At 68.0% G+C, this 21,803-nt stretch carries 21 protein-coding genes; 7 read left to right on the top strand and 14 right to left on the bottom strand.

The window, feature by feature from the left end; translation table 11 throughout:
* Nucleotides 1–51: 51 nt before the first annotated feature.
* The gene (locus CEG14_RS01060; RefSeq protein ID WP_094824506.1) at nt 52–828 is read right to left on the bottom strand and encodes an SURF1 family protein; all 777 of its coding nucleotides are present in this window, start codon (nt 826–828) and stop codon (nt 52–54) included.
* A gap of 34 nt (nt 829–862) precedes the next feature.
* Here CEG14_RS01060 and CEG14_RS01055 point away from each other — a divergent pair, with 34 nt between their 5' ends.
* The gene (locus CEG14_RS01055) at nt 863–1,063 is read left to right on the top strand and encodes a twin transmembrane helix small protein (RefSeq protein WP_094824505.1); all 201 of its coding nucleotides are present in this window, start codon (nt 863–865) and stop codon (nt 1,061–1,063) included.
* 12 nt (nt 1,064–1,075) lie between these two features.
* Here CEG14_RS01055 and CEG14_RS01050 read toward each other — a convergent pair whose 3' ends face one another.
* The 5 genes from CEG14_RS01050 to coxB form a co-directional block, all read right to left on the bottom strand.
* Nucleotides 1,076–1,951, bottom strand: a complete 876-nt coding sequence (locus CEG14_RS01050) for a cytochrome c oxidase subunit 3 (protein WP_094824504.1) — start codon at nt 1,949–1,951, stop codon at nt 1,076–1,078.
* Nucleotides 1,952–2,003: 52 nt separating this feature from the next.
* Nucleotides 2,004–2,228: a DUF2970 domain-containing protein gene (locus tag CEG14_RS01045; RefSeq protein ID WP_094824503.1), complete on the bottom strand. Its 225-nt coding sequence runs from the start codon at nt 2,226–2,228 to the stop codon at nt 2,004–2,006.
* A 1-nt stretch (nt 2,229) separates the two neighbouring features.
* Complete coding sequence (locus CEG14_RS26195) at nt 2,230–2,355, bottom strand: cytochrome oxidase small assembly protein (protein WP_217904374.1); 126 nt, start codon at nt 2,353–2,355, stop codon at nt 2,230–2,232.
* Between the two features lie 19 nt (nt 2,356–2,374).
* Nucleotides 2,375–3,982 carry a cytochrome c oxidase subunit I gene (gene ctaD / locus CEG14_RS01040; RefSeq protein WP_094824502.1) on the bottom strand — a complete coding sequence of 536 codons (1,608 nt, stop codon included), beginning with the start codon at nt 3,980–3,982 and terminating at the stop codon, nt 2,375–2,377.
* A 96-nt stretch (nt 3,983–4,078) separates the two neighbouring features.
* On the bottom strand, nt 4,079–5,236 hold the full coding sequence (gene coxB / locus CEG14_RS01035) for a cytochrome c oxidase subunit II (RefSeq protein WP_094824501.1): 1,158 nt from the start codon (nt 5,234–5,236) through the stop codon (nt 4,079–4,081).
* A gap of 279 nt (nt 5,237–5,515) precedes the next feature.
* On the opposite strand from coxB, the gene CEG14_RS01030 reads away from it, so the two are divergent.
* Complete coding sequence (locus CEG14_RS01030) at nt 5,516–6,346, top strand: NUDIX hydrolase (protein WP_094824500.1); 831 nt, start codon at nt 5,516–5,518, stop codon at nt 6,344–6,346.
* A 33-nt stretch (nt 6,347–6,379) separates the two neighbouring features.
* Here the strand turns inward: CEG14_RS01030 and CEG14_RS01025 are convergent, their stop codons facing one another.
* The 4 genes from CEG14_RS01025 to CEG14_RS01010 all read right to left on the bottom strand — a co-directional run bounded on the left by CEG14_RS01025 (nt 6,380) and on the right by CEG14_RS01010 (nt 11,161).
* A complete protein-coding gene (locus CEG14_RS01025) occupies nt 6,380–8,167 on the bottom strand; it encodes an IlvD/Edd family dehydratase (protein ID WP_094824499.1) in 1,788 nt (595 codons plus the stop codon).
* Between the two features lie 71 nt (nt 8,168–8,238).
* Nucleotides 8,239–9,255 carry a TRAP transporter substrate-binding protein gene (locus CEG14_RS01020; RefSeq protein WP_094824498.1) on the bottom strand — a complete coding sequence of 339 codons (1,017 nt, stop codon included), beginning with the start codon at nt 9,253–9,255 and terminating at the stop codon, nt 8,239–8,241.
* Nucleotides 9,256–9,304: 49 nt separating this feature from the next.
* The gene (locus CEG14_RS01015; protein ID WP_094824497.1) at nt 9,305–10,585 is read right to left on the bottom strand and encodes a TRAP transporter large permease; all 1,281 of its coding nucleotides are present in this window, start codon (nt 10,583–10,585) and stop codon (nt 9,305–9,307) included.
* A 24-nt stretch (nt 10,586–10,609) separates the two neighbouring features.
* Entirely contained in the window at nt 10,610–11,161 is a 552-nt protein-coding gene (locus CEG14_RS01010) for a TRAP transporter small permease (RefSeq protein WP_256985542.1), read from the bottom strand.
* A gap of 158 nt (nt 11,162–11,319) precedes the next feature.
* Between CEG14_RS01010 and CEG14_RS01005 the strand changes: the two genes are divergently transcribed.
* On the top strand, nt 11,320–12,348 hold the full coding sequence (locus CEG14_RS01005) for a substrate-binding domain-containing protein (protein ID WP_094824495.1): 1,029 nt from the start codon (nt 11,320–11,322) through the stop codon (nt 12,346–12,348).
* Between the two features lie 70 nt (nt 12,349–12,418).
* Here CEG14_RS01005 and CEG14_RS01000 read toward each other — a convergent pair whose 3' ends face one another.
* On the bottom strand, nt 12,419–15,130 hold the full coding sequence (locus CEG14_RS01000) for a cation:proton antiporter (protein ID WP_256985541.1): 2,712 nt from the start codon (nt 15,128–15,130) through the stop codon (nt 12,419–12,421).
* A 173-nt stretch (nt 15,131–15,303) separates the two neighbouring features.
* On the opposite strand from CEG14_RS01000, the gene CEG14_RS00995 reads away from it, so the two are divergent.
* Entirely contained in the window at nt 15,304–16,155 is an 852-nt protein-coding gene (locus tag CEG14_RS00995; protein WP_373454159.1) for a phosphodiesterase, read from the top strand.
* Nucleotides 16,156–16,577: 422 nt separating this feature from the next.
* Here CEG14_RS00995 and rpoH read toward each other — a convergent pair whose 3' ends face one another.
* Complete coding sequence (gene rpoH, locus CEG14_RS00990; protein ID WP_094824493.1) at nt 16,578–17,465, bottom strand: RNA polymerase sigma factor RpoH; 888 nt, start codon at nt 17,463–17,465, stop codon at nt 16,578–16,580.
* A gap of 163 nt (nt 17,466–17,628) precedes the next feature.
* Complete coding sequence (locus tag CEG14_RS00985; protein ID WP_094824492.1) at nt 17,629–18,315, bottom strand: hypothetical protein; 687 nt, start codon at nt 18,313–18,315, stop codon at nt 17,629–17,631.
* A 251-nt stretch (nt 18,316–18,566) separates the two neighbouring features.
* On the opposite strand from CEG14_RS00985, the gene CEG14_RS00980 reads away from it, so the two are divergent.
* Nucleotides 18,567–19,043 (top strand): carboxymuconolactone decarboxylase family protein, encoded by a 477-nt coding sequence (locus tag CEG14_RS00980; protein WP_094824491.1) that lies wholly within the window; start codon nt 18,567–18,569, stop codon nt 19,041–19,043.
* 58 nt (nt 19,044–19,101) lie between these two features.
* Here CEG14_RS00980 and pdxR read toward each other — a convergent pair whose 3' ends face one another.
* Nucleotides 19,102–20,556, bottom strand: a complete 1,455-nt coding sequence (gene pdxR / locus CEG14_RS00975; protein ID WP_094824490.1) for a MocR-like pyridoxine biosynthesis transcription factor PdxR — start codon at nt 20,554–20,556, stop codon at nt 19,102–19,104.
* 157 nt (nt 20,557–20,713) lie between these two features.
* On the opposite strand from pdxR, the gene CEG14_RS00970 reads away from it, so the two are divergent.
* Together CEG14_RS00970 and CEG14_RS00965 are read left to right on the top strand one after the other, a co-directional pair.
* Complete coding sequence (locus CEG14_RS00970) at nt 20,714–21,148, top strand: GNAT family N-acetyltransferase (RefSeq protein ID WP_094824489.1); 435 nt, start codon at nt 20,714–20,716, stop codon at nt 21,146–21,148.
* Nucleotides 21,149–21,161: 13 nt separating this feature from the next.
* The gene (locus CEG14_RS00965; RefSeq protein ID WP_094824488.1) at nt 21,162–21,770 is read left to right on the top strand and encodes an FMN-dependent NADH-azoreductase; all 609 of its coding nucleotides are present in this window, start codon (nt 21,162–21,164) and stop codon (nt 21,768–21,770) included.
* The last annotated feature ends 33 nt before the right edge of the window (nt 21,771–21,803 follow it).

Below are 21,803 nucleotides of genomic sequence, written 5' to 3'. Positions count from 1 at the left end.
GCGACGCAGGCAAGGCGGGCGGCAGCCGGGCCGCTGCCCACGCGCCGCGCATCAGGGCTGGGCGTTGGGACGGCGCCGCGCGCGCGACCACGCCCGCCACGCCACCACCAGCCCGCCGAGGGCGGCGATGGCGGCGAAGCCGAACCACTGCAGCGCGTAGCCCTGATTCTGGTTGTAATCGATCGACGGCTGGGGCCAGTCGCGCACGAAGGCCTCATCCTGCGGCGCGGTCTGCATCAACACCACGGGCAGCAGCGCGAGCCCCGTGGCCTTCGCATAATCGCCGAGATCGAGATTCTGCAGCACCGGCGCCGGGCCCGCGCCCATCTGCGCCGGCAACCGGCCGGCGCCCGCGCCGCCCAGCGACCACAGCTCGAACAGCCGCGGCACGCGGGCCGCGAGCTCGCCCTGCACGGTGGCCGGGCCCGTCTCGGGCGGCACGGCGGGCGCCTCCTGCGAACCGGGCCGCCGCGCGACCCAGCCGCGCAGCACCAGCAAGGCGTGCGCGCCGTCGGCCAGCACCAGCGGCGTGGCGAGCCAGTAGCCGGGGCGGCCCTGGTGATTGCGGTTTTCGAGCCACACGCTCATGCCGGGCCGCCAGACCCCGGACGCGCTGGCCGCGCGCCATGGCACGTAGACGGCCGGGTCCTGCCCGCCCGAGAGCGCCAGCGGCGCCTGCTTGCGCCCGGCCTCGATCGCGGCCGCGATGGCGCGCCGCTCGTCGGCGCGGCGCAGCTGCCAGCGCCCCATCGACACCGTGACGGCGATGACGACGGCAAGCAACATCAACGCCAATATCGTCTTGCGTCGCGACTGCGAAGAGGCCATGTCTGCAATAATTTCGTTTTACCCGGAGGCCGGTATGCGCATCATCGTGGTGGTCGCTTTCATCGGGATCTTGGCCAGCCTGGGCTCGGCGCTGATCTACCTCATGAGAGACAAGGGTTCGACCAATCGCACCGTCAATGCCTTGACCGTGCGGATCGGTCTGTCGGTTGCGCTGTTTCTGTTCGTGCTGCTCGCCCACCACCTGGGCTGGATCGAAAGCACCGGCCTGCGTTGAGGCCGGCGCGCTTCAGAACCAATACACGAAGAGATACAGGCCCAGCCACACGACGTCGACGAAGTGCCAGTACCAGGCGGCGCCTTCGAAGCCGAAGTGATGGTCGGCGGTGAAGTGGCCGCGGATCAGGCGCACCAGGATCACGCTGAGCATGGTCGCGCCCATGATCACGTGGAAGCCGTGAAAGCCCGTGAGCATGTAAAACAGCGACCCGTACGCGCCCGAGTTGAACTTCAGGTTCAGCTCGGTATAGGCGTGGATGTATTCGTAGGCCTGGCAGGCCACGAACAGAAAGCCCAGCGCCACGGTCGCGGCGAGCCAGAAGATGGCCTTGCCGCGGTGGTTTTCGCGCAGCGCGTGGTGCGAGATCGTGAGCGTGACGCCCGAGGTCAGCAGCAGCGCGGTGTTGATGGTGGGCAGCCAGAACGGCCCCACGGTCTGGAACGATTCCACCACGCCGGCCGGCCCGAAGTTGGGCCAGGTGGCCTGGAAATCCGGCCACAGCAGCAGGCGGTGATCGAGGTCACCGAGCCAGGGCGTGGTGATGGTGCGCACGTACCAGAGCGCGCCGAAGAAGCCGGCGAAGAACATCACCTCCGAGAAGATGAACCAGCTCATGCCCCAGCGATACGACGCGTCGATGCGCCGGCTGTTGAGCCCGCTCTCGGATTCGGCGATCGCGTCGCCGAACCAGAAATACAGCACCACCACGCCACAGAGCAGGCCGACCAGCGTGAGCCACATGGCGTGCGGCACGCCGTTGACCCAGCCGGCCGCGCCCACGCCGGTGGCGAGCAGCGCCAGCGCCATGCGCACCGGATGGCCCGACATGGCGGGCACGTAGTAGTACGGCGCCTCTTTGTGTTGTACCGAGTGACTTGCACTCATGATGTTTCTCCCTGATGCCGATGATGGAAAGCGCGTTGGGAAATCGAAGAATTCAGGACAGGCCGGCCACCACCAGGCGCACGATGATCACCAGCACGATCACGAACGCCGCGGCGGCCAGCACCCCGGCGATGATGAGGTGCACGGGGTTCAGCCGCGCGATGTCTTCCTGGTAGCCCTTGCCCTTGCGCACGCCGAAGAACGCCCACAACACGGCCCGCACCGTCTGGAAGAAGCTCAGCTTGCGCTGTGCGAGCCGGTGCAGGTCGTCGCTCATGTCATTTGCCCATCATGCCGGAGAGCATCGGCCCGCCGCGCAGGAAGGTCCAGCCGAACACCGCCAGCACGAACACCAGCAGGATCAGCCCTGCGATGCGGTTGCGGCGGCGTTGCTCGGGCGTCATGTCGGTCTTGGGCATGGCGTCACTTCACCTCGGGCGGCGTTTCGAAGGTGTGGAACGGCGCCGGCGACGGCACGGTCCATTCGAGCCCCTCGGCGCCTTCCCACGGCTTGGCGGGCGCGGGCTCGCCCTTGCCCATGTAGCAGCGCAGCACCGCGTACAGCAGGATCAGCTGCGACAGGCCGAACCAGAACGCGCCGATGGTGGCGATCTGGTGGAAGGTCGTGAACTGGGCCGCGTAGTCGACATAGCGGCGCGGCATGCCGGCCAGGCCCATGAAGTGCATCGGGAAGAAGGTCAGGTTGAACGACAGCATCGACGACCAGAAGTGCAGCTTGCCGAGGCGTTCGCTGTACATGCGGCCGGTCCATTTGGGCAGCCAGTAGTAGGTGCCGGCGAACAGCGCGAACAGCGAGCCCGCCACCAGCACGTAGTGGAAGTGCGCCACCACGTAGTAGGTGTCGTGCACCTGGATGTCGATCGGCGCCACCGACAGGATCAGGCCGGTGAAGCCGCCCATCGTGAACACGAAGATGAAGCCGATCGAGAACAGCATCGGCGTCTCGAAGGTCATGGAGCCGCGCCACATCGTGGCGACCCAGTTGAACACCTTCACGCCGGTCGGGATCGAGATCAGCATGGTCGCGTACATGAAGTAGAGCTGACCCGTGACCGGCATCCCGGTGGTGAACATGTGGTGGGCCCACACGATGAACGACAGCACCGCGATCGAGGCCGTGGCGTACACCATCGAGGCGTAGCCGAACAGCCGCTTGCGGGCGAAGGCGGGCACGATGGCCGACACGATCCCGAACGCGGGCAGGATCATGATGTAGACCTCGGGGTGGCCGAAGAACCAGAACACGTGCTGGTACAGCACCGGGTCGCCGCCGGCGGCGGCGTTGAAGAAGCCGGTGCCGAAATGACGGTCGGTGAGCACCATCGTGATGGCGGCGGCCAGCACCGGCATCACCGCGATCAGCAGGAAGGCCGTGATCAGCCAGGTCCAGCAGAACAGCGGCATCTTCATCAGCGTCAGGCCGGGCGCGCGCATGTTGAGGATGGTCACGATCACGTTGATCGCGCCCATGATCGACGAGGCGCCCATGATGTGCATGGCGAAGATGGCGAGGTCCATGCCGGGGCCCATCTGCGCCGACAGCGGCGCGTAGAGGGTCCAGCCGGCGGCGGTGGCGCCGCCCGGAACGAAGAACGAGGTGGTGAGCATGATGCCCGCCACCGGCAGCAGCCAGAAGCTGAAGTTGTTCATCCGCGCGAACGCCATGTCGGAGGCGCCGATCTGCAGCGGGATCATCCAGTTGGCGAAGCCGACGAAGGCCGGCATGATCGCGCCGAACACCATGATCAGGCCGTGCATCGTGGTGAACTGGTTGAACAGCTCGGGACGGAAGAACTGCAGCCCGGGCTCGAACAGCTCGGTGCGCAGCAACAGGGCCAGCGTGCCCCCTTCCAGCAGCATGACGAACGAGAAGATGAGATACATCGTCCCGATGTCTTTGTGATTGGTGGCAAACAGCCAACGGCGCCAGCCGGTGGGCATGCCGTGGTGATGGTCATCGTGACCGTGCCCCTGGCCCGGCGACACGTGGTCTACAGTGACGCTGCTCATGATCGACTCCTTCCTGCTGAAGCCGCCGGTGCGCGCTCTGCGCGGCGCCGACGGCGTATCTTTTGGTACGGAAACAGCTTCGCAAACAGCGCGCGACTAGCGCGCGGCCGCCACATCCTTGGGTTGCACCACGGGATCCTCGCCCTTGCCCTCGTTGCTCCAGGCGTTGCGGGTGTAGGTGATCACGGCGGCGATCTCGGTGTCGTTGAGCTGCCCGCCGAACGCGGCCATGGCCGTGCCGGGCTTGCCCTTGAGCACCGTGTTGATCTGCCCGGCCTTGGGCCCGAGCACCACCTTGTCGCCATCGAGCGGCGGGAACGAGCCCGGGATGCCCTTGCCGTTGGCCTGGTGACAGGCCACGCAGTTGGCGGCAAACACCTTTTCGCCACGGGCGATCAGGTCGGGACCGGTCCATTCCTTGTTGGGATCATCGGCTTCGGCGGCCAGCAGCTTCTTCTGCTCGCCGGCCCACTTGTCGAAGTCGGCCTGGCTCAGGACGTCGACCACGATGGGCATGAAGGCGTGATCCTTGCCACAGAGCTCGGCGCACTGGCCCCGGTAGGTGCCGACCTTGTCGGCGTTGAACCAGGTGTCGCGCAGGAAGCCGGGGATGGCGTCCTGCTTGACGCCCAGCTCGGGCACCATCCAGCTGTGGATCACGTCGCCCGCGGTGAGCACCACGCGCACCTTCTTGCCGACCGGCACCACCATCGGCTTGTCGACTTCCATCAGGTAGAACTCGCCCTTGGGCTCGCGATTCTCGATCTGCGCGCGCGGGGTGGAGAGCGTGGACAGGTACTTGAGGCCGGCGGCCTCGCCGTCGAGGTATTCGTAGCCCCACTTCCATTGATAGCCGGTGACCTTGATGGTGAGGTCGGGGCTGGACGTGTCTTTCATGGCGACCACGGTCTTGGTGGCCGGCAGCGCCATGGCGATCACGATCAGGAACGGCACGACGGTCCAGGCGACTTCGACGCCCAGATGCTCGTGGAACGTGGCGGGCTTGTGCCCGCGCGATTTGCGGTGCGCCCACATGGAGTAGAACATCACCCCGAAGACGCCGACGAAGATCACGATACAGATCGTGAGCATCATCCAGTGCAGCCAGACGACATCGCGCGCGATCTGCGTGACGCCTTCATGCAGGTTGAGCTGATTGACGCGCGGGCCCCCAGGCATGTCTTGGACCTGGGCGAACGCCACGTTGCCAACCAGTAATGCACAAGCTCCCAGCAACCCTCTCCACTTCTTCATGCTTACCTCGAAACATGGCGCAGATGGCCCAATGCCACCGCAGACCCGGGGGGCCGCATGGAGGCTGGGAACGCGCAATTATTAGACGGTAGTCACGAAACAGGGGAAAGACGACCCTGTCGCTCCCACACATATTCACAACGCGTAAACCGCAGAATTATAACTAACACAATCCTGATGGTCTTTATGATGATTGCCAGTTAACGCGTGTCGTCTCCCCTAGTATTGTCTGATTATTTTTTGAGGCAGGGCCGTGCGGCGCTGCACTAAAATCCGCCCATGTCAGAAGCACAAGACTCCGTTTCATTGGCGCGTCTCCAGGCACTTTATACCCGTCTGCAGGACCTCGCCCAGCAACAGCCGCCCGAGCTGGCCCGCCCGCTGTATATCGCAGGTCACTGCTGCGGTTGGGCCACGCTGGCCGCCTGTGATGCCCTGCGGCCCACCGGCCTGGCGCATCTGGACGCGGACGGGCTGCGCATCGCCCCGGGCGTGGCCCCCGGCCCAGAGCTCGATGCGGCCCTGGCCCAGGTGGCCCAGGTGCTGCGCGACGCGCGCTGCCTGCGCGGCTGGCGCGACGAGCTGCTCGACGTCAGCGCGGGCGAGCATCATCTGGGCGTAATCGAGCGCGCCGCGATGCGGCCGCTGGGGCTGCTCACGCGCGCCGTGCATCTCAATGCCTGGACGCCCGACGGCAGGCTCTGGATCGCGCGCCGCTCGCTCAGCAAGTCGACCGACCCCGGCATGTGGGACACGCTGGTGGGCGGCCTGGTGGGCAGCGGCGAGCCGCTCGACGTGGCGCTGGTGCGCGAATGCGGCGAAGAGGCCGGCCTGGACCCGCACCAGCTCACCGCGCGCGGCCCGATGCGCACGGTGCTGCGCATGCATCGCCGCCTGCCGGAAGGCTATCAGGTCGAGGACCTGCTGCTCAGCAGCTGCGTGCTCGATGCCGACACGGCGCCGGCCAACCGCGACGGCGAGGTGATGGAGATCGACGCCGTGCCGGAAGGCCGCGCGGTGCAGCTGATCGAAGACAGCGAGATCACGCTGGAAGCCGCGCTGGTGATCGTCGAAGACATCCTGCACCGGCGCGCGCACGGCCTGGCCTGACGCGCCCCGCCGGGATCCGGCGCGCCGCATCGCTCAGTGCGAATGGCGCGGATCGCCGCGCGTCTCGATCACCTTGAGATAGAGCGTGGCGGGCTCCAGGCAGCCGCCGGTGGACAGCTGCCCGACCGTCTGGCGGTAGAGCTCCTGCCACGGCGTCTGCGCCGGCGGAATGTCCACGTGCATGGTCTCGCGCCGACGCGCCAGTTCGGCCTCGTCGAGCTGCACCGTCACGCTGCGCTGGTTCAGGTCGACCCGGATGCGGTCGCCGGTGCGCAGCAGCGCCAGCCCGCCGCCCACGGCCGCCTCGGGCGACATGTTCAGGATCGAGGGGCTGGCCGAGGTACCGCTCTGGCGACCGTCGCCCATGCAGGGCAGTGAATCGATGCCGCGCTTGATCAGGTGCGAGGGCGGCGCCATGTTGACCACCTCGGCGCTGCCGGGATAGCCCACCGTGCCCGCGCCGCGGATCACCAGCAGGCAGTGCTCGTCGATCTCGAGCGCCGGGTCTTCGATGCGGGCGTGGTAATCCTCGGGACCGTCGAACACCACGGCGCGCGCCTCGAACGCGTTCTCGTCGCCGGGCGTGGAGAGATAGGTGCGGCGGAACGCCTCGCCCACCACCGACATCTTCATCACCGCGCTGTCGAAGAAGTTGCCCGACAGCACGATGAACCCGGCGCGCTCCTTGAGCGGCGCGCTCACCGGCTTGATGACCTTGGCGTCATGCGTGGGCGAGGCCTCGGCGATCTCGCCGATGGTCTTGCCGCCGACGTTGCGGGCCGCGCCGTGCAGCAGGCCGGCCCGATGCAGCTCGTGCTGCACCGCCGGCACGCCGCCGGCGCGGTGAAAGCCCTCGCCCAGGTATTCGCCGGCCGGGATGCAGTTCACCAGCAGCGGCACGTCTTCGCCCAGGCGCTGCCAGTCTTCCAGGCCCAGCGAGATGCCCATGTGGCGCGCGATCGCGATCAGATGCGGCGGGCAGTTGCTCGAGGCGCCCAGCGCCGAGGCCACCACGATCGCATTCTCGAAGGCCTCGCGCGTCATGATGTGCGAGGGCCGGATATCCTGGCGCACCAGCTCACAGGCGCGCCGGCCGGTCTCGTAGGCCATCTGGGCGCGCTCGCGATACGGCGCCGGGATGCTGGCGCAGGTGGGCAGCGACATGCCGAGCGCCTCGGCCAGGCTGTTCATCGACAGCGCGGTGCCCATGGTGTTGCAGTGGCCGACCGAGGGCGACGACGCCGTGGCCAGCTCCATGAAGCCGTTGTAATCGAGCTTGCCGGCCGCCATCAGGTTGCGCGCGTGCCAGATCACGGTGCCCGAGCCCACGCGCTCGCCCTCGTGCCAGCCGTCGAGCATGGGGCCGCCCGAGAGCACGATGGCGGGCATGTCGAGCGTGGCCGCCGCCATCAGGCAGGCGGGCGTGGTCTTGTCGCAGCCGGTGGTGAGCACCACGCCGTCGAGCGGGTAGCCGTGCAGGATCTCCACCAGGCCCAGATAGGCGAGGTTGCGGTCGAGCGCCGCGGTGGGGCGCCGGCCCTGCTCGGCCAGCGGGTGGACCGGAAACTCCATCGGGATGCCGCCCGCGTCGCGGATGCCCTCGCGCACCCGCTTGGCCAGCTCGATGTGATGGCGGTTGCAGGGCGTGAGGTCGCTGCCGGTCTGGGCGATGCCGATGATGGGGCGGCCCGATTGCAGCTCGGCGCGCGTGAGGCCGTAGTTGAGCAGTCGCTCCACATAGATCGCCGTCATGTCGGCGTGCGAAGGATCGTCGAACCATTTCTGGCTGCGCAGGCGCTTGGGGGTGGGCGTGTCGGACATGATGCGGCTTCCGGTGCGGGGGCAAAGACGGGCGCGCAGCAAGTGGCGCGCCCGGTGGGGGTGATACGCGCTCAGCCGCGCGCTTTCTTGATTTCGTCGTTGAGTTCGCGCACGAGATCGGGACCGAGCTCCTGCGTGTACTTGTCGACCACGGGCTTGACCTTCTCGCGCATGCGCGCGATCTCTTCGGCGCTCGGCGTGTTGATCTTCATGCCCTCTTTCTCGAGCACGCCCATCGCCTTGGTGGAGTCGGCGCGGCTGTCCTTGCGTTCGAAGTCGCGCGAGTTGGCGGCGGCCTGGCGGATCACCTTCTGCTCATCGGGCGTGAGCGTGTCCCACCATTTCTTCGAGGCCATCACCACCCACGGCGTGTAGACGTGGCGCGTGAGGGTGAGGTAGGGCTGCACCTCGTAGAACTTGCTGCTCTGAATCGTGGTGACCGGGTTCTCCTGGCCGTCGACCGTGCGCGTTTCGAGCGCGGTGAAGAGCTCGGAGAAGGGCATCGGCACGGCGTTGGCGCCGAGCTGGTTGAACACGCCGAGCGCGATCTGGTTCTGCATCACGCGCAGCTTGATGCCCTGCATGTCTTCGGCGCGCACGATGGGCTTCTTGGAGTTGGTCATGTTGCGGAAACCGTTCTCCCAGTACACCAGGCCGACCAGACCCTTGGGCTCGAGCTTGCCCAGCAGGCGCGTGCCGAGCTGGCCGTCGAGCACCGCGTCGGCCTCCTTCTCGCTCTCGAACAGGAAGGGCAGGTCGAAGATGCCGAAGTCCTTCACCATGCCGGCCAGCGGCGCGGTGGAGCCCACCATCATTTCCTGCGCGCCGCCCACGAGCGCGCCCTGCATCTGCTCGTCGGAGCCCAGGCTGGCCGAGCCGAAGGTCTTCATCTTCATCTTGCCGCCCGACAGCTTCTCGACCTCCTGCGCCAGGTGGCGCGCGGCCCGGCCCTGCACGCTGTCGTCGTTCAGGCCGTAGCCGAAACGGATGAGCCGCGGCTTGATGTCCTGCGCCCAGGCGGCGCCGGTCAGGGTGCAGGCCGTGAAGGCGGCCACGACCAGCACGCTGGTCTTGAATTGCTTGAACATGTCTGTCTCCTTGGAATGTTGTGATCGTGGCATTGGGTAAGATGCTGCTTCAATGCAACCAGCGCGCCGGAACCGTGATCAGCTCCGGGAAAATCACCAGCAGCACCAGCAACAGGGTGTACGCCACCACGTAGCGCCACACCCCGCGGCATATCGTTTCCATGTTGATGCGGGCCACACCGCACACCACGTTGAGGACGGTCCCCACCGGCGGCGTCAACAGGCCCACGCAGCCCACCATGACGAACATCACGCCGAAGTAGATGGGATCGATGCCGGCCTTGGTGACCACCGGCATCAGCACCGGCGCCAGGATCAGGATGGTTGGCGTGAGGTCCATCACGGTGCCGACCAGCGTGAGCAGGATCAGCAGCGCAAACATCAGCAGCTTGGGCGAATCCAGCACCGGCTCGAGCAGGGCGATGAGGTCCTGCGGCACGTCGGCCAGCGTGATCATGTACGACGACACCATCGCCGCGGCCACCAGAAACATCACCACAGCGGTGGTGCGGGCGGCGCTGACGAACAGCTTGTAGAGGTCGCGCACCTTGATTTCGCGATACACGAGCAGGCTGACCACCATGGCGTAGACGGCCGCCACGACGGCGGCCTCGGTCGGCGTGAAGATGCCGCCGCGCAGGCCGCCGATGATGATGACGGGCAGCATCAGGGCCCAGAACGATTCCCGCAGCGCGCGCAGACGGGCGCTCCAGGGCTGGCGCTCGTCGGGCTCGGCCGGCCCCTGGCGGCGCGCCGTCCAGGCCCACACCGCCATCAGCGTGAGGCCCATCATCAGGCCCGGCGCAATGCCCGCGAAGAACAGCTTGGTGATCGACACATTGGTGGCCACGCCGTAGATGATGAAGGCGATGGAGGGCGGGATGATGGGCGCGATGATGCCGCCCGCCGCGATCAGGCCCGAGGCCGAGGCGGCGTCGTAGCCCTTGCGCCGCAGCATGGGAATCAGCAGCGCGCCGAGCGCGGCGGCATCGGCCACCGCCGAGCCGGACAGCGCCGCCAGCAGCACGCTGGCGAAGATCGCCACGTAGCCCAGGCCACCACGGATGTGGCCCACGAACATGGTGGCGAGATTGACGATGCGGCGCGAGATGCCGCCGGCGTTCATCAGCTCGCCGGCCAGCATGAAGAGCGGCACGGCCATCAGCGTGAAACTGTTTGCGCCCGACAGCATGTTCTGCGCCAGGATCTGCGCGTCGTAGAAGTTGAGCTGGAACATCAACGCCACCGCCGAAAGAATCAGGGCGAAGGCGATCGGCATGCCCAGGGCGATCAGGCCGAGCATTACCACCAGGAAGATAGTGAGCGTCATGGTTTGCGGCGTGTGGGGTGGCGCTCAGGCGAGCGGATCGTCCTGTTGCGCGTCGAGCGGCACGGGGCCGCCGGTGAGCACGCTGAGGATGTCGAGCACGGTGAGCACCATCATCACCACCGCCGCATACAGCACGGCGGCGTTGAACACGGCGATGGGCAGGCCGGTGACGGGCAGGTCGGTGCTCATGCCGATCACGGTCTGGCGCCAGCCGCCATCGGCCATCAGCCACAGCACCCACAGCACCAGGGCCTGACAGGCCAGGTGGGTGACGCGGCGCGCCGCCGGCCCGAAGCGCTGCACCAGCATGGTCACGCCCAGGTGCTGGTGCTCGCGCAGCGCCAGCACGGCGCCGATGAAGATCAGCCACACGAACGCCAGCCGCGACAGTTCGTCGGAAACGTTGATGCCGGAGTTGAAGACGTAGCGCAGGGTGACGTTGCCGAACAGCAGCACCATCATCACGACCAGACAGGCCACCATCAGCCAGGTCTGCAGGGTGAAACTCCATTGGGCGGCGCGCGCCAGGGCTTCCCGCCAGGGCGCCCGTGTACGCGCGGATGAATCTGGCCGCATGTCTCTCTCCGATTGATCTTTTTGTGAAGTCGTGCGATGTTAGCGCTAACATTTTTCGTCTGTAAACCTAGTAAAGCCCCTAGGTTGGCGCCGCGTCATCCCATCCGGCGCCGATTTGTTGCAGACTTGCCCCTTTGCCGGTTTCGCTTTTTTCTTTCATGTCGTCACGCAAACCCCGCAGCGCGCCCCACGGCCGCGTCACCATGCAGGATGTGGCCCGCCGCGCGGGCGTGTCCGCCATCACGGTTTCGCGCGCGTTGCGCGATCCCGACAAGGTCGCGCCGGCCTTGCGCGAGCGCATCGAGGCCCTGTGCAAGGAGATGGGTTACGTCGTGCACCACGCGGCCAGCGCGCTGGCCTCGGCGCGCTCACGCATCATCGTGGCGCTGATCCCGTCGCTGTCCAACGTGGTGTTCGTGGACATCATCGCGGGCATCAAGGAGCAGCTCGACGCGCACAACTACCACCTGCTCGTGGGCGTGACCGGCTATTCGCAGGATGCCGAGGAGACGCTGCTGCGCACCTACCTGCGCCACGCGCCCGACGGCGTGATCCTCACCGGGGTCGACCACAACCCCGGCGTGTGGGAGCTGCTCGCGAGCCGCGCCATCCCGGCGGTGCACACGATCGAGACGCTGCCCGACGGCGAGCCGGGCATGAGCGTGGGGTTTTCGCAATTCGACTCGGGCCATGCGGCCGGGCGCCACCTGATCGAACGCGGCTACCGCCGCATCGGCATCATCGGCGCGCAGCTCGATCCGCGCTCGCTGCGCCGCTGCGAGGGCTGCCGCCAGGCCCTGCGCGAGGCCGGTCTCTACGATCCGGCGCTGGAGATCATGACGCCGCAGAAGTCCTCGATCGCGCTGGGCGCGGACCTGCTGGCGCAGCAACTCACCCGCCATCCCGACTGCGACGCCCTGTTCTTCTGCAACGACGACCTGGCGCAGGGCGCCGTGTTCCAGAGCGCGCGCCTGGGCGTGCGGGTGCCCGCCAAGCTCGGCCTGGTGGGCTTTCACGACCTGGCCGGCAGCGCCTGGACCACGCCGCCCCTGTCCACCATCGCCACGCCGCGCTACGAGATCGGCAAGACCGCCGCCACGCTGCTGACGCGCCACCTGGCCGGCACGGCCATCGTGTCTCCGCACATCGACCTGGGGTTCACGCTGGTGCGGCGCCAGACCTCCTGAGGCCTCACAAAAGACAAGGCCCCGGGTGCGTCGCGCCCGGGGCCTGGATGTTCGTGCGTGCGATGCGGCCTCAGATGCCGACGTCGCCCGGCGCGGGCGTGCCCGCCGGACCGGGCCTGTCCTTCTCCTGCGCAGCGTCGGCGGCGGGCGTGGCGACGCCCGGCGTGGTGCCGCCCGGCGCGACGTTGCCCTGCGTGGCGACGCCCGGCGCGGCAGCGCCTGGCATCACGACGCCGGGTGCCGGCGGCAGGGGCGCGGCCGGGCCGTTGCGCGGCGGGTAGACCTCGCCGGTCTCGGAAAACTGCTTCCACACCTCGATGGCGCGCAGGCGCTGGCGCGCCACCGCCTCGATGCGTTCGCGCAGGTCGGGATCGCGCGCCAGCAGGGCATGGAAATCGCGCGACGACAGCATCAACAGCTTGCTGTAGCCCAGCGAGGTCACGTCCGGCGTCAGCTGCGACTCGCCCAGCAACGCCAGCTCGCCGAAGAATTCGCCGCTGCCCAGCTCGATGGTGGTGCTGTCGGGCAGATGCACGGTCACGGCGCCCGAAGCGACGAAGCACATCTCTTCGCCATGCCGGCCGGCACCCAGGATGGGCTGCTCGGGCAGTGCCAGGCGGGGCTTGAGCAGCTTGCAGATGGCGCGCAGCGAATCGGGGCTCAGGCCCTCGAACAGCGGCACGCGCTTGATCAGCTCGGCCGCGCCCAGCTCGATGTCGAGCGGCGGGTGCCGGTCGATGTGGGCCCAGCGCTGCTTGAGTTGCTGCAGCAGGTCGGCATAGACCTCGCCGCTGATGAGCGACTGGTCCAGCATGTCGCGGTAGCGATTGCGCTCCAGCTCGCGCGCGACGCGGCCGAGATAGCTTTCCTGCAGCCACAGCGCATAGGAGGGGTATTGCAGGTTGAGCGCCTGCAGCGCGCTGTCGATCAGGTCGAGACGGCGCCGGTGGGCCACCACGATGCGCTCGGCCGCGTCATCGCCCAGCAGCGGGCCGATCTGGTCGCTGGCGAACTGCATCAGGCGCTGCGCCACCGAACGCTTGGTCTGCAGATTGGCGAAACGCTGCGACAGCTCGCGCGCCAGCCAGCTCTGGAAGCCGAAGGTGTAGTGCATGCGCAGCGCAAGGCGGAACGCGCGGGAATAGCGCACGTCGGCCACGATGCCGCGCTCGAAACCCTCGATGCCGCCCTGGCGGATGGCTTCCTCGAGGCGCTCGGAGCGCGCCAGCAGGGCCTCGGCCATGCGCCAGTCGACGATCTGCGCCTTGAGGATGTCGAAGAACATTTCCTCTTCGCGCCGCGCCACGATCGCCAGGCCCACCGCGGTGCGCTGCTCCACGCTCATGCGGCCGACCTGGCTGTCGTGCACGCTCGCCATGCTGGCGTCGAACACCGCGTGGATGCGGTCGCGCGCCTCGCTGGCCACGCGGTCTTCGTTGGCGATCTCGTCGGTCTTGCCCTGCAGGCTCTCGAGCGCCACCGCGAGCGCCTGGTTGCGGATGGTGCGCTCGACCGGCGAGAGCTCGTTCAGGCCCAGCACCCGGATCAGCGGCCGCAGCGTGATGCCGTTGATGAACAGCGTGGCCAGCACGAAGCCGGTGGTGGCCACCGCGATGAACTGGCGCGCCTCTTCCGGCACCGCCGTCTGCTCGGTCACGGCCAGGGCCAGCGCCAGCGACACGGCGCCGCGCAGCCCGCCCCACAGCATCACGGTCTTGTAGGGGTTGCTGACCTCGGCACCGATGTTGAAGACACGCAGCAGCGGCAACAGGCCGAACACCACGATTGCGCGCGCAAACAGCGTGGCGAAGAACACCACCACGACCAGCAGCAGCTCCTGCCAGTCGGCCGCCTCCATGAGCCGCGGGATCAGCATGGCGGCAAACAGGAAGATCAGCGAGTTGGCCCAGAAGCCGAACTGGCCCCACGAGCTCGACAGGTATTCGAAGGTGGTGGGCGACATGCGGGTGCGCCCGGTCGAGCCCACCACCAGCCCCGCCACCACCGTGGCCACCACGCCGGACACGCCGAGGTAGTGCTCGGAAATGAAGAACGACAGATAGGCCAGCGTGAGCGTGAGCGTGATCTCGGCGGCGGGAAAGCCGCGCAGCCACATGAATAGCGAGCAGGCCAGCCGGCCCATCAGGTAGCCGGCGATGCCGCCCCCGATGAAGTGCACGATGAAGTCGTTGAACACCGCCGAGAACGACAGCTCGCCGCTGCCGCCCAGCGCGGCGAGCAGCACCGAATACAGGGCGATCGAGGCCGCGTCGTTGAACAGGCTCTCGCCTTCGACCAGCGTGGTCAGGCGCTTGGGCGCGCCCACGTCGCGGAAGATGCCGATCACGGCCGCGGGATCGGTGGTGGCCACGATGGCGCCCAGCAGCAGGCAGACGATCAGGCCGTAGTGCGACACGGCATTGACCGTGAGGCCCACCACCGCGGTGCACACCACCACCGCCACGATGGCCATCATCAGGATGGGACCGCCGTCGTTCATGAGGCGGCGCACGTTCATCGACAGCGCCGTCTCGAACAGCAGGACCGGCAGGAACACCATCAGGAAGGTCTCGGATGAGATCTCGAACCGCTCGATGGTGTCGAGCAGATCGCCCAGCACCGGCGGCGCCCAGCCGTGCAGGTGGATGGCGATGCCGAGCAGACACCCCACGATGGCCAGCAGCACGGAATAGGGCAGCTTCAGGCGGCCGGCGAGCGGCGGCATGAAACAGACCAGCGTGAGCAGCCCGGCCAGGCCGAAGACGATCAAACCAATATCCATGGGACAGCGAGGGGCAGAGCCAGTGCGGGAAAGAGGCAAAGAATAGCGTCTTTTACCCGCGCGCCGCCTGAATGGCCGCACACTTGGTTACGCATGGCTAGGAAGGCATGCGCGCGTGTGCCATCATTGTTCGCTACTGTGACGTACAGCCATCTGATCTCTGGAGCCGATCCTTGCCGTCCCTGCGAAGCACCACGCTGCCGCTGCATGCGCCGCGCGCCGCCGACGCGCCGGTCCGGCTCGTCCAACTCACCGACGCGCACCTGTACGACGATCCCGCCGCCGTGATGCTCGGCGTCAACACCGACGCCAGTCTGCGCGCAGTGCTGGCGCAGATCGGCGCCGAGCCCGAAACGCCCGACCTGCTGCTCGCCACGGGCGACCTGTCGCAGGACGGCAGCGCGGCCTCGTATGAACGGTTGCGCGCGCATCTGTCCGCCACCGGCTGGCCGGTGCGCTGCCTGCCGGGCAATCACGACGCCCCCGAGGTGCTGCGCCAGTCGCTCGGCGACTGGACCTCGCCCATCACCGACATCGCCAACTGGCGCGTCGTCACGCTGGATTCCACGATAGCGGGCGCCGACGGCGGCCATCTCGACGACACGCAGCTCGACCTGCTGAGCGAGGCGGTCGAGTCGGCCCAGGCCGAGGGCCGCCATGTGCTGGTGGCGCTGCATCACAACCTGGTCCAGATCGATGCCAACTGGCACGATCCGATGATGGTGGACAACCCCCTGGCCCTGTTCCGCCGGGTCGAGCGCTCGCCGCACGTGCGGCTGGTGCTGTGGGGCCACGTGCACCAGGAGTTCGACTGCCGCCGCCACAACCTGCGCATGCTGGCCACGCCGTCCACCTGCTTCCAGTTCACCATCCGCGACGGCCGCCACGCGATCGATCCGCAGCCGGCCGGCTATCGCTGGATCAAGCTCTACGGCGACGGCTCGTTCGCCAGCGGCGTGCGCCGCCTCGACGCATCGGCCTGGCAGGCCGTGTGCCAGCCCCGGACCGACGCCCGCGCGGCCTGAGCGCGCGCGGCTCCCCCGCCCGCGGGCTGCGTCGGCGCGGCGGCGCAGGCGCCCCATCCACGCACAAAAGCCAGCGGGCCCGGTGAAGCATCACCGGGCCCGCTGGCTTGGTACACGCTGCGCAGGCGGCGCAACGCGTGAGAATAAAAAACGGGGCATCGATATGCGAGATGCCCCGTAAGCGTCCGTCTCATAGGGGAGGGGAAAGAGGAGAAGCCGAGACGGACGTCAAGACAGCGACCTGGAAGAACCAAAGTTGCGGTCTACGTATGTTTAGTCAGGCAGGCGCGGCTGAAGTTTCGGAAAATCCGGGCGCGTTTGCCACAAATTTGTATTAATTCATGACGGCCGCCCCGGCCGCCCGGCGCACAAAGAAAAACGCGCCGCATAAGCGGCGCGTTTTGGAGAGACATCGGCCGGACTCAGGCGGCCGCGGCCAGCGAACCGCGCATCTTCTTCAACGCGGCCGCTTCGATCTGGCGAATGCGCTCGGCGGACACGCCGAACTCCTGGGCCAGCTCATGCAGCGTGGAACCGCCGTCGTCCTGCAGCCAGCGGGCCTCGACGATGCGGCGCGAACGCGCATCGAGCGCTTCGAGGGCGCCGTTCAGGCCTTCGCTCTGCAACGCATCATGGGCCTTGCGGGCCAGCACGCGCGTGGGTTCTTCGCGGCCTTCGTCCGACAGGTAGGCGATCGGCGCGTAGGCGTCGTCGTCTTCGTCCTGGTTTTCGAGCGCGAGGTCGCGGCCGGACAGGCGCACTTCCATCTCGCTCACGTCTTCGCGGCGCACGTTGAGCTGCTCGGCGATGTGATCGACCTGCGACGGATCCAGCGAATGGCCGTCAGGACGCATGCTGCGCAGATTGAAGAACAGCTTGCGCTGGGCCTTGGTCGTGGCGACCTTGACCATGCGCCAGTTGCGGATGACGTATTCGTGGATCTCGGCTTTGATCCAGTGCACGGCGAACGACACCAGGCGCACGCCGCGCTCGGGATCGAATCGCTTGACGGCCTTCATCAGGCCGACATTGCCTTCCTGGATCAGGTCTGCGTGCGGCAGACCATAGCCCAGGTATTGGCGCGCCACGGAAACCACCAGGCGCAGGTGCGACAGCACCAGTTCCCGCGCGGCTTCGAGGTCGTCGTTGTCGCGCAGACGGCGGCCCAATGCGGATTCCTGCTCGGCGGTAAGCACCGGCAGCCGATTGACCGTCGAAATATAGGCGTCGATGGTGCCCAGCGCACCGGGGTTGGCCACTGCCAGGGCCAACGCATTGCCGGAAAGGGCAGACGAACTGGCTTGCATCATATGGGCGACCTCCAGGGTACGGGGAACAGACATGCGTTGATCTTAGCACTCCAACAAGGAGAGTGCTAATTCGACTGCTGCACCGCCACAGAGTTCCCGGTATCGCCCTGGGTCATACGAGGATATGGATGCGTCACCCTTTTGTTTCCAGAGGGCGCTCCCCCTACCAGCCCGCCTGCTTGAGGCCCTCGCGGGTGGCGTCGTCGGCCGGGCGGATGAAGAGCGCGCCGCGCCGGTCGAATAGCACCTCGTAGCGCGCGCCGTCGATGAGCGGCATGTAGGCGGCGCTGCCGAACTGCACGTCGACGAAGGGCAGCCAGTTGGGAATCAGGCGCTTGACCTCGCCGATGTCGGGCGCGGGCCAGTCGTCCAGCACGTGCACCGAGCGCTGGGCGGTCTGCTCGCGGGCGGCGTCGGCATAGCGGCCCGACAGGCGCTCCAGCCGGTAGAGCGGCGGCGCGCCGGCCAGCAAGGCCGGCAGGCGCCAGCGCACCACCTTGGCATCGATCTGCCACTGGTCGCCGAACAGGGTGTAGGTCTTGCCGGCGAGGCCGGGCGCCTGCGCCACGACGTCGAACTGGCCTTCGGCGAGCTTGCGCACCTGCACCGAGGCGATCGGCACGTCGTCGGTCAGGCGGAAGAACTGCACGAGCGACAGCGACAGCAGGCCCGTCACGCAGGCGAGCGCCACCAGCATCAGGCCGAACAGGCGGCGCACCGGCCGCAGCCGGAACACCTTGCGGCCCATCTCGTCGCGCGGGCCGCCGCGCCCGAGCAACAGGGGCAGGCCGATCAAGAGAACCACGATCGCCCCCAGGGCGATCCAGAGAAACGGGGCAAACGCATCCATCGGGGACGACGCTCCTTCGAGGCTGGCGGGTCAGCCGCAGTATAGAAGGGTGCAGGGGACGGGACGTTAAGCCGTCTATTCCGGAGGAAACCGGATGTGTTCCGGCGCCACCGCTTGCGCGGAAGTAAATCATGTCCCACCCGCAAACACCATTCTTGCCGCTATCTGGCTAGGACACATTCCCGCATCATTCCTGCCACAGACCGCGCGCAAGCTCCCCGGCGCGGCCCCCGACACCACAAGGAAGCCTCATGTCCCGCGTCAATTACTACCAAAACGCCCCCGAACTCGCGAAGAAGTTCCGCGACTTCCAGATGGCCCTGAACAAGGATCCGATCGCCCGCGAACTCGGCGTGCTGGTCACGCTGCGCGCCTCGCAGATCAACGGCTGCGCGTTCTGCGTGGACATGCACGTGAAGGAGGCCAAGCTGCATGGCGAGCGCGAACTGCGCCTGCACCACGTCGTGATCTGGCGCGAATCGCCGCTGTTCTCGCCGCGCGAACGTGCGGCGCTGGCCTGGACCGAGCTGCTGACCCGCCTGCCGGCCCACGGCGTCTCGGATGCCGACTACGCCGCTGCCCGCGAGCACTTCTCCGAAGCCGAACTCAGCGCGCTGTCGTTCGCCATCGTGGCCATCAACGGCTGGAACCGCCTCAGCGTGGCCTTCCTGCCGGTGCCCGGCTCGCTCGACGCCGAGTACGGCCTGGACAAGGCCAACCTGTCCTGAGGCCGGCCGCGGGCGGGCGCGGATTCGGACCACGCCCGGCCGGGCATCGCCCGCCGATTCAGACCACCTCTGGCCGCAACACGCGCCGGATGCGGGCCGCCAGCGCATCGGCCTGCTCCTGATCGGCCACATTGGTGAAGCTCATCAACAGGCCCGGCGCCGCATCGGGCCGGCTCGACCAGCCCGACAGCGGCTGCATGTAGAGGCCGTCCTCGCGCAGCCGCGAGGCCAGCGCGCGATCGTCGTAGCCGGCCGGCAGGCGCAGCACCAGGTGCATGCCGCCGGGCTGCGGCTCGACCCGCAGCGTGGACCCGAGCGCCGCGTCCAGCGCCGCCGCCAGGTACAGGCGGCGCTCGGCGTACAGGCGGCGCATCCGCTGGATGTGCCGCGCGAAATGCCCTTCGTTCATGAACAGCGCCAGGGTCGCCTGCGTCAGCCACGGCGCCCCGGCGCCGACCAGCGCGTGCAAGCGCTCGGCGCGACCCACGAGCGCGGGCGGCACCACCAGATAAGACAGGCGCATGCCGGGAAACAATACCTTCGAGAAAGTGCCGGCATAGAGCACGCGGCCGGCGGTATCGCGGCTCGCCAGGGCCGGCAGCGGCCGGCTGACGTAGCGGTACTCGCCGTCGTAGTCGTCTTCGATGAGCCAGGCCTCGCGCCCGGCGGCCCAGGCCAGCAGCGCCTGCCGCCGTGCCGGCGACAGCGTGAGCGACAGCGGGCTCTGATGCGCCGGCGTGACCACGGCGGCGCGCGCGCCCGGCGCCAGCGCGATGCCGGCGTCCACGTCGATGCCCTGGTCATCGACCGGCACCGGCTGCCATGCCATGCCGAACTGCGTCAGCAGGGCGCGCGTGGGCGGGTATCCCGGATCCTCGACCCATACCGTATCGCCCGGCGCCAGCACCGTCGCGGTCGCGACCTGGATCGATTGGTGATAGCCCCCGGTGATGAACACCTGTGCCGCCGTGCAATGCAGCCCGCGCGAGACCTGCAGATAGGCCGCGGTGGCCTCGCGCAGCGCGTCCAGGCCGGCGGGCGCCGGGTAGGCCAGGTCGGGCAGGCGCATGCTGCGCAGGCAGCGCGCACCCAGCCGCGCCCACAGCTTGCGCGGCACCGCGTCGAGCGCCGGCAGCCCCATCTGCAGCGGCATGGGTACCTTGGGCCGCATCCACAGCGGCCCATCGGGCGTGGCGGGCGGCGCGGTGCCGAACTCGGCCACCACCTCGGCGGACTCGGCCACCGGGGCGGGCGCGGGACGGGGCGCCAGATTGGGCGACACCACCGTGCCGGCCTGGCCGCGTGACTGAATCCAGCCTTCGCCGTTGAGCACGGCATACGCGGTTTCGACGGTGCCGCGCGCGATGCCCAGCTCCTTGGCCAGGGCGCGCACCGAGGGCACGCGGTCGCCCGGCTTGAGGGTGCCGGCTTCGATGCCGCGCCGCACCTGCCAGTAGATCTGCCGATACAGCGGCGCTTCGGCGTCTGCGCCGGCGGGAGTGTCGAGGGTCATGGGCGGGGAATCAGCAGGAGCGCGGGAATCATGTCCCACTCAAAAACACCGAATATGGTCCTTTGGATTATGTCATGCGCTCCGTAGCATGACGACTGTTCCCCGCGGCGCCGATGGCCCCGCGGCCGCCCCGATCCCCTGAGCCCCTGGGAGCAACATGCCCACCGATCCCCGCTACGTCCATGCGACGACCGACAACGACCTGCTGGCCTGCCATGGCCTGATGCGCGAACTGCGCCCCCACCTCGACGACGCCGATGCGTTCCTGGCGCGTTGCCGCCGCCAGCAGGCGCAGGACTGGCACCTGTTGGCGGTGTGGGAAGACGGCGCGCCGCTGGCGCTGGCCGGCTATCGTTTCCAGGAAAACATGATCTATGGCCGGTTCGTCTACGTCGACGATCTGGTCGTGAGCGCGCCCCAGCGCGGCGCCGGCTGGGGCGCGAAGCTGCTCGACGTGGTGGCCCGCATCGCGCGCGAATATGCCTGCGCCCGGCTGGTGCTCGACACCGGCCTGTCGAACAGCCTCGCCCAGCGCTTTTACTTCCGCCAGGGCCTGCTCACCAGCGCCATCCGCTTCGGCCAGGATCTTTGACCCGGACATCGCCATGAACATTCTCCGACTGCTGTGCAGCGCCCGCGGCGCCGACTCCGAAAGCCACCGCCTCTCCGACCAGCTCCTCGAGCACCTGTCGCGCCGCCACGCCGGCACACCGATCACGGTGACCGACTTCGACACGAACACGCTGCTGCACGTGGATGGCGGCTACGCGCGCGCGCTGGCCGCGCCCGCCGATCCCGACGGCACGGCCGCGGGCGCACTGGCGGTGTCGGACCGGCTGATCGCGGCACTGCGCGCCGCCGACGTGCTGGTGATCGCCACGCCGATGCACAACTTCACCGTGCCGTCGGCGCTCAAGTCCTGGATCGACCACGTGCTGCGCGTACGCCATACCTTCCGCATCGAGCCGCAAGGCAAGATCGGCACGCTCGCGGACCGCCCGGTCTATGTGGCGGTGTCGTCGGGCGGCCTGTTCTCGGGCCCGCTCGCGCGCCAGCCCGATTTCCTCACCCCCTATCTGCGCCACGCGCTCGCCACCATGGGGCTCATGCAGGTGCAGGTGTTCAGCGTCGAAGGCACGGCCCGCGGCCCCGAGCTGCTGGAGGCCGCCAGAACGCACGGCCAGGACCAGCTGCGGGCGCACTTCAACGCCTGAGCGCGCAAGCCATGAAAAAGGCCCGGCAATGCC

The sequence above is a fragment of the Bordetella genomosp. 1 genome, assembly GCF_002261335.1.
Taxonomy (GTDB): Bacteria; Pseudomonadota; Gammaproteobacteria; order Burkholderiales; family Burkholderiaceae_B; genus Bordetella.
Note: the sequence above shows the minus strand (reverse complement) of the source record. Positions and strands in the feature narration are given on the sequence as shown.

What these genes read in the sequence shown, in the direction of transcription:
- CEG14_RS01000 (WP_256985541.1), bottom strand. Translation starts at nt 15,130, where the DNA reads ATGGATATTGGTTTGATCGTCTTCGGCCTGGCCGGGCTGCTCACGCTG.
- CEG14_RS01060 (WP_094824506.1), bottom strand. Translation starts at nt 828, where the DNA reads ATGGCCTCTTCGCAGTCGCGACGCAAGACGATATTGGCGTTGATGTTG.
- CEG14_RS01015 (WP_094824497.1), bottom strand. Translation starts at nt 10,585, where the DNA reads ATGACGCTCACTATCTTCCTGGTGGTAATGCTCGGCCTGATCGCCCTG.
- CEG14_RS00985 (WP_094824492.1), bottom strand. Translation starts at nt 18,315, where the DNA reads ATGGATGCGTTTGCCCCGTTTCTCTGGATCGCCCTGGGGGCGATCGTG.
- CEG14_RS01045 (WP_094824503.1), bottom strand. Translation starts at nt 2,228, where the DNA reads ATGAGCGACGACCTGCACCGGCTCGCACAGCGCAAGCTGAGCTTCTTC.
- CEG14_RS01030 (WP_094824500.1), top strand. Translation starts at nt 5,516, where the DNA reads ATGTCAGAAGCACAAGACTCCGTTTCATTGGCGCGTCTCCAGGCACTT.
- pdxR (WP_094824490.1), bottom strand. Translation starts at nt 20,556, where the DNA reads ATGACCCTCGACACTCCCGCCGGCGCAGACGCCGAAGCGCCGCTGTAT.
- CEG14_RS00970 (WP_094824489.1), top strand. Translation starts at nt 20,714, where the DNA reads ATGCCCACCGATCCCCGCTACGTCCATGCGACGACCGACAACGACCTG.
- CEG14_RS01055 (WP_094824505.1), top strand. Translation starts at nt 863, where the DNA reads ATGCGCATCATCGTGGTGGTCGCTTTCATCGGGATCTTGGCCAGCCTG.
- CEG14_RS01010 (WP_256985542.1), bottom strand. Translation starts at nt 11,161, where the DNA reads ATGCGGCCAGATTCATCCGCGCGTACACGGGCGCCCTGGCGGGAAGCC.
- CEG14_RS00965 (WP_094824488.1), top strand. Translation starts at nt 21,162, where the DNA reads ATGAACATTCTCCGACTGCTGTGCAGCGCCCGCGGCGCCGACTCCGAA.
- CEG14_RS01025 (WP_094824499.1), bottom strand. Translation starts at nt 8,167, where the DNA reads ATGTCCGACACGCCCACCCCCAAGCGCCTGCGCAGCCAGAAATGGTTC.
- CEG14_RS00980 (WP_094824491.1), top strand. Translation starts at nt 18,567, where the DNA reads ATGTCCCGCGTCAATTACTACCAAAACGCCCCCGAACTCGCGAAGAAG.
- CEG14_RS01020 (WP_094824498.1), bottom strand. Translation starts at nt 9,255, where the DNA reads ATGTTCAAGCAATTCAAGACCAGCGTGCTGGTCGTGGCCGCCTTCACG.
- CEG14_RS01050 (WP_094824504.1), bottom strand. Translation starts at nt 1,951, where the DNA reads ATGAGTGCAAGTCACTCGGTACAACACAAAGAGGCGCCGTACTACTAC.
- ctaD (WP_094824502.1), bottom strand. Translation starts at nt 3,982, where the DNA reads ATGAGCAGCGTCACTGTAGACCACGTGTCGCCGGGCCAGGGGCACGGT.
- CEG14_RS01005 (WP_094824495.1), top strand. Translation starts at nt 11,320, where the DNA reads ATGTCGTCACGCAAACCCCGCAGCGCGCCCCACGGCCGCGTCACCATG.
- CEG14_RS26195 (WP_217904374.1), bottom strand. Translation starts at nt 2,355, where the DNA reads ATGACGCCCGAGCAACGCCGCCGCAACCGCATCGCAGGGCTGATCCTG.
- coxB (WP_094824501.1), bottom strand. Translation starts at nt 5,236, where the DNA reads ATGAAGAAGTGGAGAGGGTTGCTGGGAGCTTGTGCATTACTGGTTGGC.
- rpoH (WP_094824493.1), bottom strand. Translation starts at nt 17,465, where the DNA reads ATGATGCAAGCCAGTTCGTCTGCCCTTTCCGGCAATGCGTTGGCCCTG.